Genomic DNA, 18,151 nt, shown 5'->3' with positions numbered 1-18,151 from the left:
GAGTCTTCGGCGAGCCGCCAAACAGTTCCGGACGAAATTTCCATTACAAACCCCAACATGCAAGAACCCTGAAATGAGATAGCGCGGTGGGGGAGCACTGTCTATCTGCCGGCCGGGAGATGGCTCACGGGGCGTCGTATCCAGGGACAGATCGCCACCAGACCGCCGACACAGGATCATGCATCGCCGGGCCAAAATCATCCCAGAAATAGTCGTCGACTTGGTATCATTGGAGGGTGCGCCGACCAGAGCGCCCGTTGCTTTTCTTCCCCGAGGTAAGGTAAGGACTCCATGGGCTTTGGGGAGACAACAGATGCGGTACAACTGGGAGCGTGCTCCGACGACTTTCGAACGCCATCGAAAAGCACTGGCAGCGGCCATTTTGATCTTCGGAGGCGTCGGCCTGATGCTTGTGGCACTGCCGATCTAAAAATTCGAATTTATCCAACGAATACCGTATATTAGCCGTCGCTAAGGCGGCTTCTTAACGCGCCTGCCCGGTCGCGGCGGTGACGCGGCGCTCGCGCTCTTCAAAGCCTTGGCTGAAGCGCTGCACCAGCACGACGATCAACGGCGTGGCTCCGCAGCGCTTCCGGCACAAGCGGTCGAACAGGGATTACCATCCCAGTTGTCGACGTCGGCATGGACACAGCCACGATCACCCCTCATGATGCAGGTATTCATCCTTCCTTTCGGCACGCAGCTAAAGAAACTGCGCATGTTGGACCAAGCGGGCCGGAACGAAAATCAGGGAAGACAGCGCCGGAAGAAACAGCATAGGCTGTTTGCAAAGACGGCAAATCGCTCCTGGGGAGGATATGGATGGCTTCACGCTATCGCGAGGTCTATGACGGCTGGAAACGCGACCCGGAAAAATTCTGGGCCGACGCGGCCGACGCCATCGACTGGTATTCGCCCTGGGACAAGGTTTTCGATGCCACCGCCGGCGTCTACGGCCGCTGGTTCACCGGCGCGACCTGCAACACCTGCTACAATGCGCTCGACCGGCATGTCGCCGGCGGACGGGCCGACCAGATCGCGCTGATCCACGACAGCGCCATCACTGGCACGATGAAGAAATTCACCTATGCCGAGCTCAAGCGCGACGTGGTGGCGCTGGCCTCGGTGCTGAAGAACCGGAGCGTCGGCAAGGGCGATCGCGTCATCATCTACATGCCGATGGTGGCGGAGGCGGCGATCGCCATGCTTGCCTGCGCCCGGATCGGCGCCGTCCATTCGGTGGTGTTCGGTGGCTTTGCCTCGCATGAATTGGCCACCCGCATCGACGACGCCAAACCGAAACTCATCATCTCGGCCTCCTGCGGCCTGGAGCCGGGGCGGGTTGTCGCCTACAAGCCGCTGCTCGACAAGGCGATCGAGATGTCCCGCCACAGACCGGACGCCTGCCTGATCCTGCAGCGCGACCAGCTGCGCTGCGAGATGAAAGATCACTATGACATCGACTATACCGATGCGGTGGCGCGCGAGCGTGCGGCGGGCGCCAATGTCGACTGCGTGCCGGTGCTGGCCACCGACCCGCTCTACATCATCTACACATCGGGTACGACCGGCCAGCCCAAGGGCATCGTGCGCGACAATGGCGGCCACATGGTCGCGCTGAAATGGACGATGGAGAACGAGTTCGGCGTCAAGCCGGGCGAGGTATTCTGGGCGGCTTCCGATGTCGGCTGGGTGGTCGGCCACTCCTACATTGTCTACGGGCCGCTGCTGCATGGCTGCACCAGCATCCTGTTCGAAGGCAAGCCGATCGGCACACCGGACGCCGGCACCTACTGGCGGGTGATCGCGGAACACGGCGTCGTCGCGCTGTTCACCGCGCCGACAGCCTTTCGCGCCATCAAGGGGCAGGATCCCAGGGGCGAGTTCGTGCCGAAATACGATCTGTCCAAGTTCCGCACGCTGTTCCTGGCCGGCGAACGCGCCGACCCCGAAACGATCAAATGGGCCGAGCAGAAACTCAACGTGCCTGTGGTCGATCACTGGTGGCAGACCGAGACGGGCTCCCCGATGACGATCAACCCGGCCGGCCTTGGCCTGCTGCCGGTTAAATACGGCTCGCCCGGCGTGCCCATGCCGGGCTACGATATCCGCGTGCTCGACGATGCCGGCCATGAGGTGGCGCGCGGCACGCTCGGCAATGTCGTGGTCAAGCTGCCGTTGCCGGCGGGCTGCCTGCCGACACTATGGAATGCCGACGCCCGCTTCCGGCAGGCCTATCTCGACGAATTCCCCGGCTTCTACAAGACGGCCGACGCCGGCATGGTCGACGAGGACGGCTATCTCTATGTGATGGCCCGCACCGACGACATCATCAATGTCGCCGGCCACCGGCTGTCGACCGGCGCCATGGAAGAGATGCTGGCCGCTCACCCCGATGTCGCCGAATGCGCGGTCGTGGGCATCGCGGATGCCATGAAGGGCCAGATTCCGCTCGGCTTCGTGGTGCTGTATGCCGGCGTCGCGCGCGACGGCGGGACCATCGAGAAAGAGGTGGTCGCGCTGGTGCGCGAACGCATCGGCCCGGTCGCCGCCTTCAAGACGGTGGTGACGATCAAGCGCCTGCCCAAGACGCGGTCGGGAAAGATCCTGCGCGGCACCATGCAGAAGATCGCCGACAAGGAGGATTGGACGATGCCGGCGACCATCGACGATCCTGCCATACTCGATGAAATAACCGCCGCCATGAAGGAACGCGGGATCGGGGTTTGAGGCCACCGGCGCAGCGACGCGCCGCCATTTCCGGATGTTGCGGAGCGGTGAAGTTTGTGATCGTCGCGAGCGGCAATCCCTGATTGTGCATCGCAGCATTCCACCCTAAACTTTTCTCGGGGGGCCATCCGGCGGTGCGGTATGGCTCGAGAGAAAATTACCTTCGGCGGCGTCGACATCCTGCGGTTTCTCGCCGCCGTGCTGGTGATGGTCTACCACTACGGCTTCTGGGTGTGGGCTTATCCCGATGGCATTTCGGCAAAGGCCACGGGCGGCGTGCCGGCACAACCCGCGATCGGTGCCTGGGTCGGATCCGGCTGGGTCGGCGTCCAAGTATTCTTCGTCATCAGCGGCTTCGTCATCGCCTTCAGCGCCGAAAACTCGACGCCGCTGCGCTTCTTCGAGGCCAGGGTCAAAAGGCTGGCTCCCGCGGTCTGGATCTGCGCGCCGGTCACCGCCGCGCTGCTGCTCGCCATCGACCTGAGCTGGCCGACCGATGCGGTGGTGAGGCTGGTCCGCACCGCCCTGTTCGCGCCTTATGGCCCTTGGGTCGACAGCGTCTACTGGACGCTCGGCATCGAGATCGCCTTCTACGCCATCGTCTGGGCGCTGCTGCGGCTCGGCCGCTTCCATCTGATGGAGAAGGTGGCCATCGTCATCGGCCTGGTGAGCACGCTGTTCTGGTGCCTCTACTATCCGCTGAGATGGTCTGATTTCGCCGAGACGCGCTGGCTGCAGCTCACCCTCGTACATCACGGCTCATTCTTCGCGGTCGGTGTGCTCATCTGGCTGATGCGGTTCAAGGCGGTGACGGCGTCGCGTCTTGTCTTGTGCCTGCTGTTCCTCGGCGGTGGCGTGCTGCAGATTGCGAGTTCGGTCGTTGTCCACAGCATCAAGGTCGGCGCAGCGATGCCCTACATGCCGCCGATCCTCATCTTCCTCTGCGCAATCTCATTGATGGCATGGTCGCTGAAGCTCGATCTCAGCTGGAGCGGCTGGCGCCGGCTCGGGCTGATGACCTATCCGCTCTACCTGATCCACGATGTTATCGGGGCCGCGATGCTCGGCGCAATGGTGCGCGCCGGCGTGCCCTATCTCCTGTCGATGGCAGTCGTCGCCGCGACCATGATCGCGGCAAGCTGGCTGGTGGCGACGGAAGCCGAACCGCGCGTCCGGCGGCTGCTTGACCACACTGTGTTCCGCTACCGGCTCAAGGCGGCGTAGTCCTCTCGTCGCCAGCCGCGGTCAACGCGGCTGGCCTCGACAGCAAAACGGATCGATCAGACCGTTGCCTTCGCCCGCACTTCCGACTTGTCGAGATAGTAGGTCGAATATTTGTCGAAGAATTTCTCCGAGGCGCCGAGCGAGCCGTATTTGGCCAGCTTCTTCAGGTCGACCTTGTTCAGCACCGCGCCGACGATCTTGTTGGCGACATAGGGTTCGGATTCCAGCATCGAACGGACCATGGCGCGCGGCGTGCGGCCCCATTCGGTGACGAGCACGAAACCGTCGACAAGCGGCGCGAAGGCCTTGGCGTCGACGACCGGCCCGAGCGGCGGCAGGTCGACGACGATATACTCGAACGTCTCCTTGGCGTTCTCGATGAAGCGCCGCATGCCGCCCGAGGAAAGCAGTTCGCTGGTGTGTGAGAAGTTGCCGCGCAGCACGGCCGGGATGATCGCCAGCTTGGTCTGCCTGTCGATCTTGCCGACGGACTGCCAGGTCTGGCCGTTGACCACCGCTTCCATCAGCCCCTGTTCGGCCTCCATGCCGAGACTGCGGCTGAGGCCTGGATTGCGCAAGTCGCCATCGATCAGCAACGTCCTGGCGCCGTTGGCGGCGAGCAGTCCGGCGAGGTTGGCCGCGACCGTGGATTTGCCTTCGCCGGGCAGCACCGAAATGACGCCGATGACGCGGCTTGCCTGTCCTTCGAGCACGACATCGAAGGCGATCTTGGCGCTGCGCAGCGTCTCGGCGAACATCGATGCGGGAGCGTCGATGCTTACCCGCATGCGCGCCCGTTTTTCCAGCGCAGCGGGCGATCTGGCGGCCTTCTGGTCGGGCTGGCCGTCGACCGGCTTGTCTTCCTTCGTCGACTTGCTGCCGATGGTCGGCAGATAGCCGAGGAATTTGAGACCGACGCGGTCGCGCACTTCGTCGCCGGTGCGGAAGAACCGCTCGTTGAACTCGTTGAGGCCGCCAAAGCCGGCTCCCATCAGCACGCCAAGCACCAGCGAGAGGCCGAGCACCACGATGGTGCGCGGGCTGGAGGCGGAGAGCGGGGTGGAGGCGTCGGAGATGATGCGGATCTTGCCGACCGGGAAGGATTGCTGCTGGGCTGCTTCCTCGTAACGGCCGAGGAAGGTCTGGTAGAGCGTGGTGAGCGCCGTCGCCTTCTGGTCGAGATCGCGCAGCTTGACCTGCGACTGGTTGTCGATGGAGCTCTTGCCTTGCGCGGCGGCGACATTGGCCCTGAGCGCGATCTCACGCGCCTGCGCCACCTCATATTCGTTGCGATAGCTCTGGGTCAGTTGCTTCAGTTCGCCGAAGATCTGAGCCGATATGTCGGCCTTTTCCTTGGCGAGCGCCACGGCCTGGGGATGCTCGGGGCCGAAATTCGCCTCGACATCCTGCTGCCGCTTGGCAACCGCCAGGTAACGCGTCTTGAGCGTCGAGATGAGTGCGCTGCTCGGCTGGTCGGCCGAGATGGCGGCGTCCTTGAAGGCGTTGTCGGAACCGCTGTCGACGATCTGCTTGTACTGCTGGTAGCGGGCGCTGGCGCGCGCCGTGTCGGCCTGCGCCACGATGAGCTGGGCGTTGAGATCGGCGAGCTGCTTGTCGCTCATCAGCTGGCCGTCGCTGTTGGCCGAGAGGCCGTGCTCGGCCCTGAACTTCTCCACCGCCAGCGATGCCTGTTGCGAGCTCTCGCGCAGCTCGGTCAACCTGCCCTGCAGCCAGACCGCCGCGCGCTCGGTGGCGTCGAAGGAGGCATCGAGCTGGTCGGCGAGATAGGCGTCGGCATAGGCCTTGGTGATGGCGTTCGCCAGGCCCGGATCCGTCGCCTGGTAGCCAAGCGCGATGACGTAGCTGCGTCCGACACGCTCCGCCTTGATCTCATTCTGCAGCTTGAGGATCGCATAGTCGCGGCGCGACGTCGCGATCAGCGCATCGCGCGCGGCGGGGTCGAGCTTGCTGATGTCGCCGACACCCGGCATGAGGGGGCTCGGACGAAAATACTGGATGACGCCGCGAATGAGGCCAACCCCCTGGGCAAGCGCCGACTGGGGCGGGTTCATGAACGTGTCGTTCTGATCGAGCTTGAGCTTGTCCACGACCACCGAGGCGAGCCTGGTCGAGGTCAGGATCTCGATCTGGCTCAGAATGGCCGAATCGGTCTGCATGGTCGTCGATGCCGCCGAAATGTCGTCGACGATCTTGTTCAGGCCCTCGTCGATCAGCACGCTGGCGACCGACTGATATTTGGGCGGCGTGGTCTGCAGATAAAGCATACCCAGGAAAAGACCGATGGCGGCGCACACGGCGACCACCTTGGCCTGCCGCGCGGCCATGCCAAGCAGCCGCTCGATATCGATGAAGTCTTCGCCGTTTCCTGCATCGGAATTCGGCAATGGCATCCTCTTGTCGAGAGGAAAGTTGGCATAATTCATCTTCGGTCCCATTCCAGAGCCTGGTCCATCCCGATCGACCGGGGCGGTGCTCTATCCGTTTGTTTGAACACGATCTTTTCCGAAGGCCGCATTCGGCGTCTCGGGATCGTGCCTTGGCTCCCAGGTGCTTCGAAGATCGGGAGCATTGCCAGATGCAACGCAAGCGCCATGCCAGATGGCGGAAAGCCTGCCGGCCCCCACGCCGTCAGCCATCCAACAATGCTCCCGAAAGATGGGCATTATGCGGCTTCTTCCTGGCGCTCATGCGACCGCACGAACTCCTGCAGCATTTCGAAGACCGGGCCCTTCATGTCGGCGCGCGACAGGGCGAAGGCGACATTGGCCTGGATGAAGCCTTCCTTCGATCCGCAGTCGAACATGCGGCCGTTGAAGGGCTGGGCAAAGAACGGCTGGTCGCTGGACAGCCGGACCATCGCATCCGTCAGCTGGATTTCATTGCCGGCGCCGCGCTGCTGATTGCCAAGAAGCGCGAAAATCTCCGGCTGCAGGATGTAGCGGCCGTTGATGTAAAAGTTCGATGGCGCGTTGGCCGGCGCCGGCTTTTCGACCATGGCGGTGATCTCGAAGCCGCCGCCGACATCGGCGCCACGGCCGACAATGCCGTATTTGTTGGTTTCGCTCGGATCGCAGCGCTCGACGGCGATGACGTTGCCGCCGGTCTGCGCGTAGAGATCGGTGATCTCGGCCAGGCAGCCGCGCCCGCCGAAGGACACCATGTCGGGCAAAAGCAGGGCGAAGGGCTCATTGCCGATCACCTCGCGCGCGCACCAGACGGCGTGGCCGAGCCCCTGCGGCGACTGCTGGCGGATGAAGGAGGTGGCGCCGGCCACCGGCAACAGGCTTTCCAGCGATTCCAGCTGCGCCTTCTTGCCGGTCTGCTCCAGGGTCCCGATCAATTCGGGATGCAGGTCGAAATAGTCCTCGATGACCGCCTTGTTGCGGCCGGTGACAAACACGATGTGCTCGATACCCGCCTCGAAGGCCTCGTCCACCGCATACTGCACCACGGGCCTGTCGACGACGGGAAGCATTTCCTTCGGCATCGACTTGGTCGCCGGCAGGAATCGTGTTCCAAGCCCCGCCACCGGTATCACGGCCTTCCTGATTTTCTTCATCGCAAATTCCTTCTGAGGAGATCGACTGCAGTCCATTCACAGGCCACGAAAAATCACTCCATGTGCCTGCATCTTCACCTCCCCACCCCGACGGCAAACTGTGCCGCCATTCTTCGCAACCGCGCGGCGATCGGCATGCCCATATGCCTGACCGCCGCCGGGTCGCCGAGCGCCGTCCGGATCGCCTTGAGCGGAGACCGCGCCTTGATGTGCTGAACCATCGCCAGGAACGACGCCGCCTTGCGCAGGCTGCGGTCGCGGCGGGCGAACGCCGCCTGGGCCGCCTCGTCCATGCGATGGGTTTGAGCGAACACGGCATCCGCCTTGCGCATCGCCTCGACGTGATGTGGCTCGAGCACGCGCGAGATGGAGCCGCTGCGGATGTGATAGGCATAGCCGGTTTCAGGCTCGACCACGCACCTGCCGCCCTTGGCCAGGGCTTCGGCAAACAGAATGTAGTCCTCACCGATCCTCAGCTTCTCGTCGTAGCGAAGCCGGTTTTCATCGAGGAAGCTGCGCAGGAAGATCGGCTTGAGGTAGCCGAGGTTGAACTTGGATTCGAAGACCACGTTGCCGGCGATGTAGGTGGCCAGCGAAATCTCGCGCAACCCTTCCAGATATCGGCGAGGGAACATGGCAGCCTCGACGACACCGTCCTCGCGGATCACCTGGATATTGTCGACGGCGATTTGGGCCTCCGCCCCCTCGGCGCGCGCGATCATGGCGGCGATGCGGCCAGGAAAGACGGCGTCGTCGGAATCGAGAACCGCGATCCACCTGCCTCGGGCCGCATCAAGGCCGGCGTTGCGGGCGCCGCCAGGCCCTCTGTTCTTCTCAAGCGCCACGACGCGGACGATATCGCTTGGATAAGCCCTTGCCACATCGAGCGTCGCATCGCGTGACTGGTCGTCGACGACAATGATCTCCACGCTGACGCCCTTCTGGGCGATGGCGCTGGCGATCGCGCGATCAAGGGTCGCCTCGGCATTATAGGCGGCGATGACGAAGGACACGTCGGGGACGGTGGAGGGATCAGGCTGCACGTTTGCCCCCTTCCCCCGGTGCGGGCTGGCCGTAGAGGCGCAGTTCGCGGATGCCGAAAAGCCCGCTCACGACGCCGACATGCATGATGCCGCGCAGCACGGAGCGGTTGCGGCGAACCGGGCTGGCCACGACGGGAAGTGCCGCGGCAAAGCAATAAAGCGCCTTCGCCGAGGCGAGGCCGACCTGTTTGACCACGCCGATGCCGCCGGCGTTCTGGCCCAGAAGGCGGCCATGCGTCTGGCCGACGCGGAAGCGGCGGCGGCCGAGCCAATCGAACGCCGCCCGGGCACGCGGAACCACTTCATCGACCCATGCGTCCGGCGCAAAGGCGATGCGGCCGCCCATCCTGTGCATCTGGTCGAAGAATTCGGTGTCCTCGCCGCCCGTCTGGCCGCGCGCCAGGCTGAAGCGGCGACCGCGCAGGCTTTCCGATCCCAGGCGCAGCAACACGTTGCAGGTGTAGCCGGTGCGGATTTCACCACGCACCCAGACAGGCAAGGTGGAGTGGAAGTCGCCGCGCCGCATCCAGTCGGGCGCGTCGGCGCGATAAAGCGCCCGCACGGGGCCAAGCACGGCGGCGGCGCCGCTCGTCTCGGCGGTCGCCACCAGTTCGCGGAGCCAGCCGGCGGTTGCCGTCTCGTCATCGTCGATGAAGGCGAGGAAGTCCGCCTCGCTGGCGTCAAGGCACGCGTTGCGCGCAACCGATATGTTGCGCGCGGGGGCATGCCGATAGCGGATGGGCAGCGCGAGTTCCCGCGACAAGGACTCGACAAGCGCCTGCGCACTCGGCGTGTCGTCATTGTCGGCAACGATAACGCCGACGTCGAAACCTTGCGGCATATCCAGAGCGGCAAGCGAGCGCAGCGTGTCGGCCAGTTCAGGCCGCCGGAACGTGCAGACGCCGATGTCGATGCTGCGGTTCTTGGCCTGAACCGCCATCACGCCACCCCGCGCCGCGCGCCGAGGCCGAGAAGCTGCAGCCAGAAGCCTACGGACCAGGCGAAATGCATGACCATCGCCGAGACGCCGGCCAGCGCCACATCGGCCTTGCGCTGGCGGATGGCCGCGGCCAGCCCATAGCCCAGGCACACCGACATCCACAGCAGCAGCGGCACCGCCGCGATCCAGTGTATGAAGGAGAAGGCGGCCAGGAGAACCACGGGGAAAACCGCCAGCGGCACCATCTGCCTCACCTTCGGGATGACGCGGTGCTTCAGCACGTTCTTGGCGCGGCCCCGGCCATAGCCGAGATACTGGAAATAGAGGCCTTTGAGCGAGGCGCGGGGATAGTAGACCATCTGCGTCCTGCCGCTCATCCAGATCCTGTAGCCGGCCTGCCGCAACCGATAGTCGAGTTCGGCATCCTCATTGTGGCTGAAGGTCTCGTCATAGCCGCCGACCGCGCCGAAGGCCGATATGCGCATCAGCGCGTGATGGCCGTGATCGATCCACTCGCCGGCCGAGAGGTGGCGGTGCTTGGAGCCGCCGGTGCCGAGCTTGGAATTCTGCGCCGCAGCGGCAGCCTTCTGCACGGCGCCGCTGCCGCTGGTCAGCATGGACACCACGACCGAATCCGCACCGGTGGCAAGTGCCTCCTCGACCAGCCGGTCGCAATAATCGTCAGGATAGCCGCCATGGGCGTCTATGCGGATCAGATACTCGGCGCCCTCGCCGAAGGTGCCGACGGCGAGATTGATCGCCGCGCTCTGTATGCGCCGCCTGTTGTGCAGCAGGATGACACGAGGGTCCCTGGCAGCGACATCCTCGACTATGGCCAACGTGCCGTCGGTGCTGCCGCCATCCGCAACGATGATCCTGGCGCTCAGCCTTTCGGCCGATGGCCGCAACTGGTCGAGCAGCGCCCCGATATGGGCCGCCTCGTTGAGGCAGGGGATCACGATCAGGCTGGAGGCAGGCGCTTGCATCATCGGGCTGATCCTATGCCAGGGCTTCGGCGGCGAGCGGTTCGCGCACAGCGCTCAGGCGGCGCAGTTTCTCGACCAGTGCCCTGCAGTCGCTGCGATCGTAGCTCCACATCCTGGGATTATGCGCGAGCACGCGTGCCTTCAGCCTGCCGAAGCGGTAGTGCTCCATCCTGCCGAGCGCTGCTTCGAGCGCATCCGACGAGGCGTCCGCCAACAGGACGCCGATATCCTGCTGCTTCAGGAAGCGACCGGTCTCGGTATTGCTCATGGAAATCGGCACCGCACCGAACCGGCAGCCTTCATAGAGACGATTGGGCAACAGCCATTCCGAGTTCTGCCCCGCCTCGAAGAAATCGATCGCCCATGAAAAATGAACGTCCTGATAGATCGCCGCCATGTCCTCGGGATTGCGATACGGACCGCGAAACGAAAGATAGGGCTCGGCGTCGACGAAGGCGTGGAAATCCGGGAATTCGGACAGCGCCGGGCGGCCGCGCAGCACGACCTCGAAACGGCCCTCAATGCGGCGCGTGAAATCGGCCAGCAATTCGAGCGAGCGGCGGCAGCGCAGCGCTCCGAACCAGCCGATGCGCCATGGCGGGGCGACGGGATTTTCCAGTGCTTCGGGTTCGCCGGGCAGAATTGCGGCAGCCTCGAAATATTTGTTCTCGACCAGTTCAACAGGCGCCGCGACCTGACGGAAGGGCTTGAAGTAGTTGGCTATGAAGGCGGGCGAACTGGTCACCAGCAGCTTCACGTCTCGCGCCAGGTGGCGCTCGGTGGCGCGCAGCGCCTTGCCCAGAACGTCGTCGCGCAGCACCAGACGGTGGATGTCGAGGCATTCATAGACGACCGGCACGCCGGCGCCGAAAACGGACCTTGCACGGCGGGCAAGCGCCAGCATCTCAAGATTGCGCGCGATGATGAGATCGGGCCGTGCCGCGCCCGCGAGCTTCGCCCGAAGCGAAACCGCCGCTTTCGCGACCGCCGTCAGGCGTTGGGCGAATCGGCCGTCACGCGTCGCGCCAAGGTCGATCGGCCGCAATCCTTCGATATCGGCGATCGGGGTCGCGGTGCGGCGGAAGCCCGCCAGGGTGACCCGGGCGCCGCCTGCCCTCAGCATAATGATCCGCCGGCGAACCGCCGGATCGGAGACATCGTGCACGAGGTACAAGACATGCAGCATGAAAACTCGACCGCTGTTTGACCCACCCAAGGGGATGCTAGTACAGCTCTTGCTGCATCGCAACATTTTTGGCGCGACACTCCACGTTTTCTGTTGCACTGCAAAATTAATGCCGTAGTTTGGGGTCGGCGGCGGTTGCGGATTTCGGGGTTTTCGGACTCCGCGAAAAAATCAGGAATCCTGAATTTGGAAGCCAACCCTTTCGATCCGCCAGAAGGCTCGCTGCGCAAGTCCGTAGGCCGCGGCGCGGTGGTGACCGCCTTGTCGCAATCGGTGCGGGTCGCCACGCAGATCATCTCGGTCATCGTCTTGTCGCGGCTTTTGTCACCGCAGGATTTCGGCGTGGTGGCGATGTGCGCGCCGGTGCTGGCCTTCATCGCGCTGTTCCAGGATTTCGGGCTGACGCAGGCGACGATCCAGAAAACAGGCATCCGGCACGAGGAGGTGAACTACCTCTTCTGGATCAATGTCGCCGTCAGCGCCGTGCTGGCCTGCGTGCTCGCGGGCGCGGCACCTCTGGTCGCCGCCTTCTATGGCGAACCGCGCGTCGCCGGCCTGGTCGCGGCGCTCGGTTTGCAGATCATGGCCTACGGGCTCGGCGCACAGCATCTGGCGCTGTTGACCCGGCGCATGCAGTTCACCCGGCTGGCGGCGATCGATGTCGCAAGCGCGGTCGCGGGACTGGCGGTGTCGATCGGCTGGACCTTCATCGACCGCTCCTACTGGGCGCTTTTCGCCGGCACGCTGACCGGCGCGGTGCTGCCGACCGTGTGCTACTGGGCAAGCTCGCGCTGGCGGCCCGGCATGCCGCGCAAGGTCGACGGCATCGGCGAACTGATCAATTTCGGCGCCGGCATCACCGGCTTCAACTTCGCCAACTTCTTCGCCCGCAACCTCGACAACGTGCTGATCGGCAAATATTGGGGGGAAGCCCAGCTCGGCCTTTATGATCGCGCCTACAAGCTGCTGCTTTTCCCGCTCAGCCAGATCACCAATCCACTGTCCAAGGTCATGGTGCCGGCGCTGTCGCGGCTCAAGGACGAGCCCGACCGCTACCGCAGCGCCTATCTGCGTGTTATGCCGCTGATCCTCCTGGTGGCGCTGCCAGGCGTCGCCTTCGCCACCGCGATGTCGGACACGCTCATTCCCTTCGTGCTTGGCGAGCAGTGGCGCGAAAGCGCCTCGATCTTCCTGGCGCTGGGCTTTGCCGGCCTGCTGCAGCCGCTCAACAATCCGGCGGGATGGCTTTTCGTCAGCCAGGGCCGCTCCGGCGATTTCATGCGCTGGGGCATCATCACGGCCGTGACCTCGGTTCTGGCCTTCGCGCTCGGCCTGCCCTACGGCGCGCTCGGCGTGGCCGTGGCCTATGCGGTCAGCGAGTATCTGCGCACGCCCTTCCTGTGGCTCTATGTCGGCAAGAGCGGGCCGTTGCGAGCCAGCCATGTGCTGCATGCCGCGACACCGTTCGTGCTCGGCGCGCATCTGGCGCTGGCGGCGGTCTGGCTGATCAAGCCGCTGCTGCCGCAGCAGCATGTCATCGCCCTGGCCAGCGCCGCCGTGCTCGCCTACGCCATCACCATCCTCGTCGCGCTGGCCTTCGCATCCGGTCGGGAGGCCTTGCGCGAAGCCGTGAGAATGCTGCCGGCAAGGCAGCCGGCGGCCACCCCGCGCGAGGCGCAATAATTCCGGCGCCTTTCTCGTTTACTGACACCCAATCCAGCAGCAGGTCTGATCCATGAATTACCGATCGATCTCCGACATGAACGACGCCATCGTCAGCAACCTTCACCGGCTGCCGCGCGACATCGACCTGGTGGTCGGCGTGCCCAGAAGCGGCGTGCTGGCGGCGACGCTGGTCAGCCTCGCCGCCAACATTCCGATGACCGATCTGGACTCCTTCCTGGAGGGCCGGATCTACACGTCGGGCATCACCAAGCGCCGCGCCGCGCTCGACCGCAAGGTCTCGGAGATGCGCAAGGTGCTGGTGATCGACGACAGCATCGCCGGCGGCAACGCCATGCGCGACGCCCGCGCCCGCATCGAGGCCGCCGGCATCGAAGGCGATTTCTCCTATGCCGCCGTGTTCGGCCTCGAGCCCGAGCATCCGGAAACCGACATCGTCTTCGAAGTGGTGCTCCACCCGCGCATGTTCCAGTGGAATTTCATGCACCACAAATTCCTGGCGCAATGCTGTGTCGACATCGATGGGGTGCTGTGCCTCGATCCGACCGAAGCCGAAAACGACGACGGCCCGGCCTATGAGAAATTCCTCGCGGAAGCGCGGCCGCTGCATGCCCCGACCCACAGGATCGGCTGGCTGGTCACCAGCCGGCTGGAGAAATACCGCGCCCTGACCGAGGCCTGGCTGGCCCGGAACGGTATTCAGTACGATCAATTGATCATGCTCGACCTGCCAAGCAAGGAAGAGCGCCAGCGGCTTGGCGCGCACGGCTCCTTCAAGGCAGATTTCTACCGCAAATCCAATGCCATCCTGTTCATCGAGAGCGAGCATGCGCAAGCGCTCAGGATCACCGAACTGTCCGGCAAGCCGGTGCTGTGCGTCGAAACGCACATTGTGAGTTTTCCCGACGCGCTGTCGCTGCCGGCGCTTGGCCAGGCGGCGCGCAACCTGCCGGCCAGGCTGCGCCAGATCAACTCGCAGCAAGGCCGCAAGAGCACGGCCAAGGCGCTGGCCCGCGCCCTGCTCGGCGCACGTGGCTACGAGAGTCTGAAAAACCGGGTCAAGCGCCCGGCCTGATCCGGATCACGTGCGGCGGGGCAGCCCTCAGGCGGCCTGCAGGGCGCGTTGCTGCACCGCTCTGTCCAGTATCGAGAAGAAGGTGACGAACTGGCGATCCGGATCGAGTTCCTGGCGCGCCGCGAAGCCGCGCGCCAGGTTCGAGACCCGTTCGTACTCCTTGTTGTCGTTCCAAAGCAGCCTGACCGCCGCGACCCAATCGGCGAGCGGCGCGTCGTAGTCGAGCACCACGCCGCCGGGGCCGATCGCTTCGGGCAGGCCGCCGCGCCGCGAACCGACAACCGGGATGCCGCTGCAATGCGCCTCCGACGCCACGCGGCCCCAGGCCTCTTCCCATTTCGAGGGCGCGAGCAGGATGCGGGTGCGGCCATAGACTGTCTTCATGTCGTTGGTGCGGTTTTCCAGCGTGACATTGCCGAGTGGCGCGATGATCTTCTCGATGCGCGCCCGATGGTCGTCTTCCAGCTTCCAGCTTTCGACGAACAGGAACGGGATTTCAGGACAGGCCTCGGCGATGCGAACCGCCAGTTCAAAACCCTTTTCCTCGTAAGGATTGATCAGGGTGACGAACTGGCCCGTGGTTGGCGTGCTGTATTGCGTCGGATTGATGGTCGGCGGAATGACAGTCGCTTCTATACCGAACTCCCTGCCGTAGGTGCGGGCGGTGAACTCAGAATTGGCGATGTAGAGCGCGGAGCGCAGTTCGCGCAGGTCGCCGCCCAGTTCATGGAACTCGACATTCCTGAGATAGACGACCAGCGGCACGCCGGCGGCCTGCAGTGCCTTGCCGAGCGGAACCGACTTGTGACACTGCACCACCGCCACGTCGGGCCTAAGCTTTTTCACCGCAAAGCCGGCGGCCTCCCAGGGAAACCAGCTGCGCACCACGGGATAGCCGGGGTGGCTGTCGACAACGGCCGGCTGGCGCAGCAGCTTCATCTTGGCGCGTGCCTTGAGCCCGAACATGCCGTCGCCAAAAAGCGCGGCAAGCACCCCCGCCTCATGGCCATGCTCGATCAGTTGCTCGGCCAGATGGTGGGTGCTGGACTGGACGCCGCCGCCGAACTCGGGTGGATAGCCGTTGCCGCTGGCGAAAAGGACTTTCATCGTACCGGCTCCTTGTCGGAATTTGGTGTGCCCCGCGCCTCAGGCGCTCTGGGGCGGATCAAGCGTCGCGAAGGGATTGGTGCATGAATGCCATCCGGTGAACCGGATCGGATCGTTGGGCGAACTGCGCCAGGCATAGTCCGTCAGCATATGGAATTCGGTGACGACCCAGCGGTCGAAGTGCCTGAGGTCGCGGCGCTTGCGCCTCGGCAGCAACTCGCGCGCGTGCCCAAGCTTCGCAGTCTCGAGCAAGGTGATGCCATTGCTCAGCTTCTTACTGGGAAATATCCAGGGATTGCGGTTGCGGAACTCCAGCACGAACTGCTCCAGATGCTCTTTGCGGATGCTCAGCCTGCCAAGGTATTTTTCGAGCGTGACGCGAATCAGGTCCTCGTCGGAAAACGAGGAGACGGCGGCGTAGGCGATGCCTGTCGACGCCACGCCTCCCGCCATGATGGCCAGAACCGAACGCCGTGTGACTTTGATCATGCGATGCCTCCCCTCACGCGATGAGGCTCGCCGCCCGCAGCGACAGCGCCGCCGCGGTCAGGCTCGGGTTGGCGCAGGAGCAGCTCGGATAGGTGCTGGTGCCGACGACCACCAGGTTGCGAAGCCGATGGTGGATCATGCCGCTGTCGACCACCGAATCGGCCGGGCCGGTGCCCATCCGCAGCGTGCCCTGGACATGCGATTCGGTTGGCCGGATGCCCCGGTCGAAGAGCCTCTCGACCGGCAGCGGCGCAAGCAGATCAGGCAGTTTGTCGAGCGCCCGGGCCATGCCCCGGACCGCGTAGTCCGACGGCGCCTTGAAGGAGACGAAGGCATTGTCGTTCTCGTCGAGGGTAACGAAATTCTCGTCGTCGAGCAGGTCTTCCGTGACCATGACAAGTGGCAACAGCTGGCGCAGGCGCCCCTTTTCGGCGCGCATTCCATGCTGCCAGCGGTTCTCGAAATAGACCAGTGCCGCCCCGTGCTCGGAGCGGTGCGGGCCGTCATAGAGGCCGAAATTCAGGCCTGTGGTGATGGTGCTGCCGTCGAAATTGTCGACACCGTCGAGATAAGCCTCGAAGTTCCAGCCATAGGATTCATGCAGGCCGCGCCCGACGAATTCATCGCCGAGCCCGGACCGTAGCATGATCGCGGCGCTCTGGATGGCATTGGCGCCGAGAATGAAGAGGTCACCACTGACCTGATACTCCTTGCCATCATGGACGAAGGTGACCGAGCGCACCGCGCCGCCGGCATGATCGAGCCGCCGCACTTCCGCGCCGAGACAGACGGCAATGTCGGGATGCTCGAAGACGTGCATCAACCCGTTGTTGGCGGTGAACTTGGCGTCGGCCGGACAGAGCCAGCAGCGGAGATTGGCGCAGCACGACGTCCGCTGTGACGTGGGAACGCGCGCCCGCGCGGTTGGCATCACGAAGTGCTGGCCGGGCTGCGCAGCCTTCATCATCCGGTCGGGCGTGGACATAAGGTGCGGCGGTTGCGGAAACGGCTTCGAGCGCGGCAGCATCGCGGCCATGTCGGGATCGCCGGAGATCGACATGATCTCCTCGGCGTCACAGTAAAACGGCTCGACATCGTCATAGCTGATCGGCCAGTCATTGCCGATGCCGTAGGCGCTTTTCAGCCGGAAATCGTTGGGGTGGAACCTCGGTGTCTGGCCGAACCAGCAATTGGTGCCGCCACCCAGTCCGATCGTATAATTCCAAGGTTTGTCGGAATTGGTCCTGTAGGTCGTCTCGTCGTCGATGTCGGTGTTGGCGTTCTGATCCAGCTGCCATTCATGCGTGTTGTGCCGGCCCCATTCCAGGACCAGGATACGCGCCTTACGCCGCCTGGCGAATTCGTGCAGGAAGAAAGCCGAACCGAAGCCGGAACCGATGGCGACAACATCGAAATGATCCTTGGTGATTTGCTCGGGCTTTACGTCCAGCACCATCAGTTACAGCTCCTTTGCGCGCCGGGCGCGCTCGTCGTGGTTGCCCCACCCGCTCCGTTCTCCGATTTCTTGGCGCCTGGCCTCACGCCGCCATTCTGCCGATCGAATAATATTCGATGCCGTGGCGCGCCACGACCTTGGGGTCGTAGAGATTGCGGCCATCGAAGATGACCGGCGTGGTCAGCGCGTCCTTCAACGCGTCGAAGGAGGGCGCGCGGAAGCTCTTCCATTCGGTGGCGATGAGCAGCGCGTCAGCGCCGCGCAGGGCTGCCTCCTTGGTGCCGCACAAAAGCAGGTCATCGCGCTGGCCGTAGATGGCCTGGCATTCCTGCATCGCCTCGGGATCATAAGCCTGCACGATCGCGCCGGCCTGCCAGAGCGCTTCCATCAGCACGCGCGCCGGGGCCTCACGCATGTCGTCGGTGTTGGGCTTGAAGGCCAGGCCCCACAGCGCAAACGTCTTGCCCCGGAGACCGCCCTTGAAATAGCGGTTCACCTTGTCGAACAGCACGGATTTCTGGTCATTGTTGCGCTCCTCGACGGCGCGCAGCAGCTTGGCGTCGAACTTGACGCCCTCGGCCGTCTTGATCAGGGCGCGGACGTCCTTGGGAAAGCACGAACCGCCATAGCCGAGGCCCGGATAGATGAAATG

14 protein-coding genes are annotated in these 18,151 nt (G+C 64.1%); 4 read left to right on the top strand and 10 right to left on the bottom strand.

Features of this window, described 5'->3' with window-relative positions; translation table 11 throughout:
* The first annotated feature begins 822 nt into the window (after window positions 1–822).
* The gene (locus J0I79_RS29340; RefSeq protein ID WP_292867665.1) at window positions 823–2,730 is read left to right on the top strand and encodes a propionyl-CoA synthetase; all 1,908 of its coding nucleotides are present in this window, start codon (window positions 823–825) and stop codon (window positions 2,728–2,730) included.
* A 141-nt stretch (window positions 2,731–2,871) separates the two neighbouring features.
* On the top strand, window positions 2,872–3,954 hold the full coding sequence (locus tag J0I79_RS29335; RefSeq protein ID WP_292867662.1) for an acyltransferase: 1,083 nt from the start codon (window positions 2,872–2,874) through the stop codon (window positions 3,952–3,954).
* A 56-nt stretch (window positions 3,955–4,010) separates the two neighbouring features.
* Here the strand turns inward: J0I79_RS29335 and J0I79_RS29330 are convergent, their stop codons facing one another.
* The 6 genes from J0I79_RS29330 to J0I79_RS29305 all read right to left on the bottom strand — a co-directional run bounded on the left by J0I79_RS29330 (window position 4,011) and on the right by J0I79_RS29305 (window position 11,689).
* A complete protein-coding gene (locus tag J0I79_RS29330; protein ID WP_292867659.1) occupies window positions 4,011–6,398 on the bottom strand; it encodes a polysaccharide biosynthesis tyrosine autokinase in 2,388 nt (795 codons plus the stop codon).
* Between the two features lie 239 nt (window positions 6,399–6,637).
* Window positions 6,638–7,534: a UTP--glucose-1-phosphate uridylyltransferase gene (locus J0I79_RS29325; protein ID WP_292867656.1), complete on the bottom strand. Its 897-nt coding sequence runs from the start codon at window positions 7,532–7,534 to the stop codon at window positions 6,638–6,640.
* Window positions 7,535–7,608: 74 nt separating this feature from the next.
* Window positions 7,609–8,577, bottom strand: coding sequence for a glycosyltransferase family 2 protein (locus J0I79_RS29320; RefSeq protein WP_292867653.1), 969 nt, complete (start codon window positions 8,575–8,577; stop codon window positions 7,609–7,611).
* Window positions 8,567–9,517: a glycosyltransferase family 2 protein gene (locus J0I79_RS29315; RefSeq protein ID WP_292867650.1), complete on the bottom strand. Its 951-nt coding sequence runs from the start codon at window positions 9,515–9,517 to the stop codon at window positions 8,567–8,569. The genes J0I79_RS29320 and J0I79_RS29315 overlap by 11 nt, the downstream gene beginning before the upstream one ends.
* Entirely contained in the window at window positions 9,517–10,506 is a 990-nt protein-coding gene (locus J0I79_RS29310) for a glycosyltransferase family 2 protein (protein ID WP_292867647.1), read from the bottom strand. Before J0I79_RS29310 ends, J0I79_RS29315 begins: the two co-directional genes overlap by 1 nt.
* 10 nt (window positions 10,507–10,516) lie before the next feature.
* The gene (locus J0I79_RS29305) at window positions 10,517–11,689 is read right to left on the bottom strand and encodes a glycosyltransferase (protein ID WP_292867644.1); all 1,173 of its coding nucleotides are present in this window, start codon (window positions 11,687–11,689) and stop codon (window positions 10,517–10,519) included.
* A 186-nt stretch (window positions 11,690–11,875) separates the two neighbouring features.
* Here J0I79_RS29305 and J0I79_RS29300 point away from each other — a divergent pair, with 186 nt between their 5' ends.
* A complete protein-coding gene (locus J0I79_RS29300) occupies window positions 11,876–13,372 on the top strand; it encodes a lipopolysaccharide biosynthesis protein (RefSeq protein WP_292867641.1) in 1,497 nt (498 codons plus the stop codon).
* Window positions 13,373–13,424: 52 nt separating this feature from the next.
* Window positions 13,425–14,447, top strand: coding sequence for a phosphoribosyltransferase family protein (locus J0I79_RS29295; RefSeq protein WP_292867638.1), 1,023 nt, complete (start codon window positions 13,425–13,427; stop codon window positions 14,445–14,447).
* 27 nt (window positions 14,448–14,474) lie between these two features.
* On the opposite strand, the gene J0I79_RS29290 is transcribed toward J0I79_RS29295, so the two are convergent.
* From J0I79_RS29290 to J0I79_RS29275, 4 genes are all read right to left on the bottom strand, one after another.
* Window positions 14,475–15,554: a glycosyltransferase gene (locus J0I79_RS29290; RefSeq protein WP_292867635.1), complete on the bottom strand. Its 1,080-nt coding sequence runs from the start codon at window positions 15,552–15,554 to the stop codon at window positions 14,475–14,477.
* A 39-nt stretch (window positions 15,555–15,593) separates the two neighbouring features.
* Window positions 15,594–16,043: a hypothetical protein gene (locus tag J0I79_RS29285; protein ID WP_292867632.1), complete on the bottom strand. Its 450-nt coding sequence runs from the start codon at window positions 16,041–16,043 to the stop codon at window positions 15,594–15,596.
* Window positions 16,044–16,056: 13 nt separating this feature from the next.
* On the bottom strand, window positions 16,057–17,499 hold the full coding sequence (locus tag J0I79_RS29280; RefSeq protein ID WP_292867629.1) for a GMC family oxidoreductase: 1,443 nt from the start codon (window positions 17,497–17,499) through the stop codon (window positions 16,057–16,059).
* Between the two features lie 82 nt (window positions 17,500–17,581).
* A partial coding sequence (locus tag J0I79_RS29275; protein ID WP_292867626.1) for a UDP binding domain-containing protein occupies window positions 17,582–18,151 on the bottom strand: 570 nt, incomplete at its 5' end.

The organism is Mesorhizobium sp., assembly GCF_017306585.1.
Lineage (GTDB): Bacteria > Pseudomonadota > Alphaproteobacteria > Rhizobiales > Rhizobiaceae > Mesorhizobium.
The sequence above is the reverse complement of the archived record's forward strand: the minus strand, read 5'-3'. Positions and strand labels throughout refer to the sequence as shown.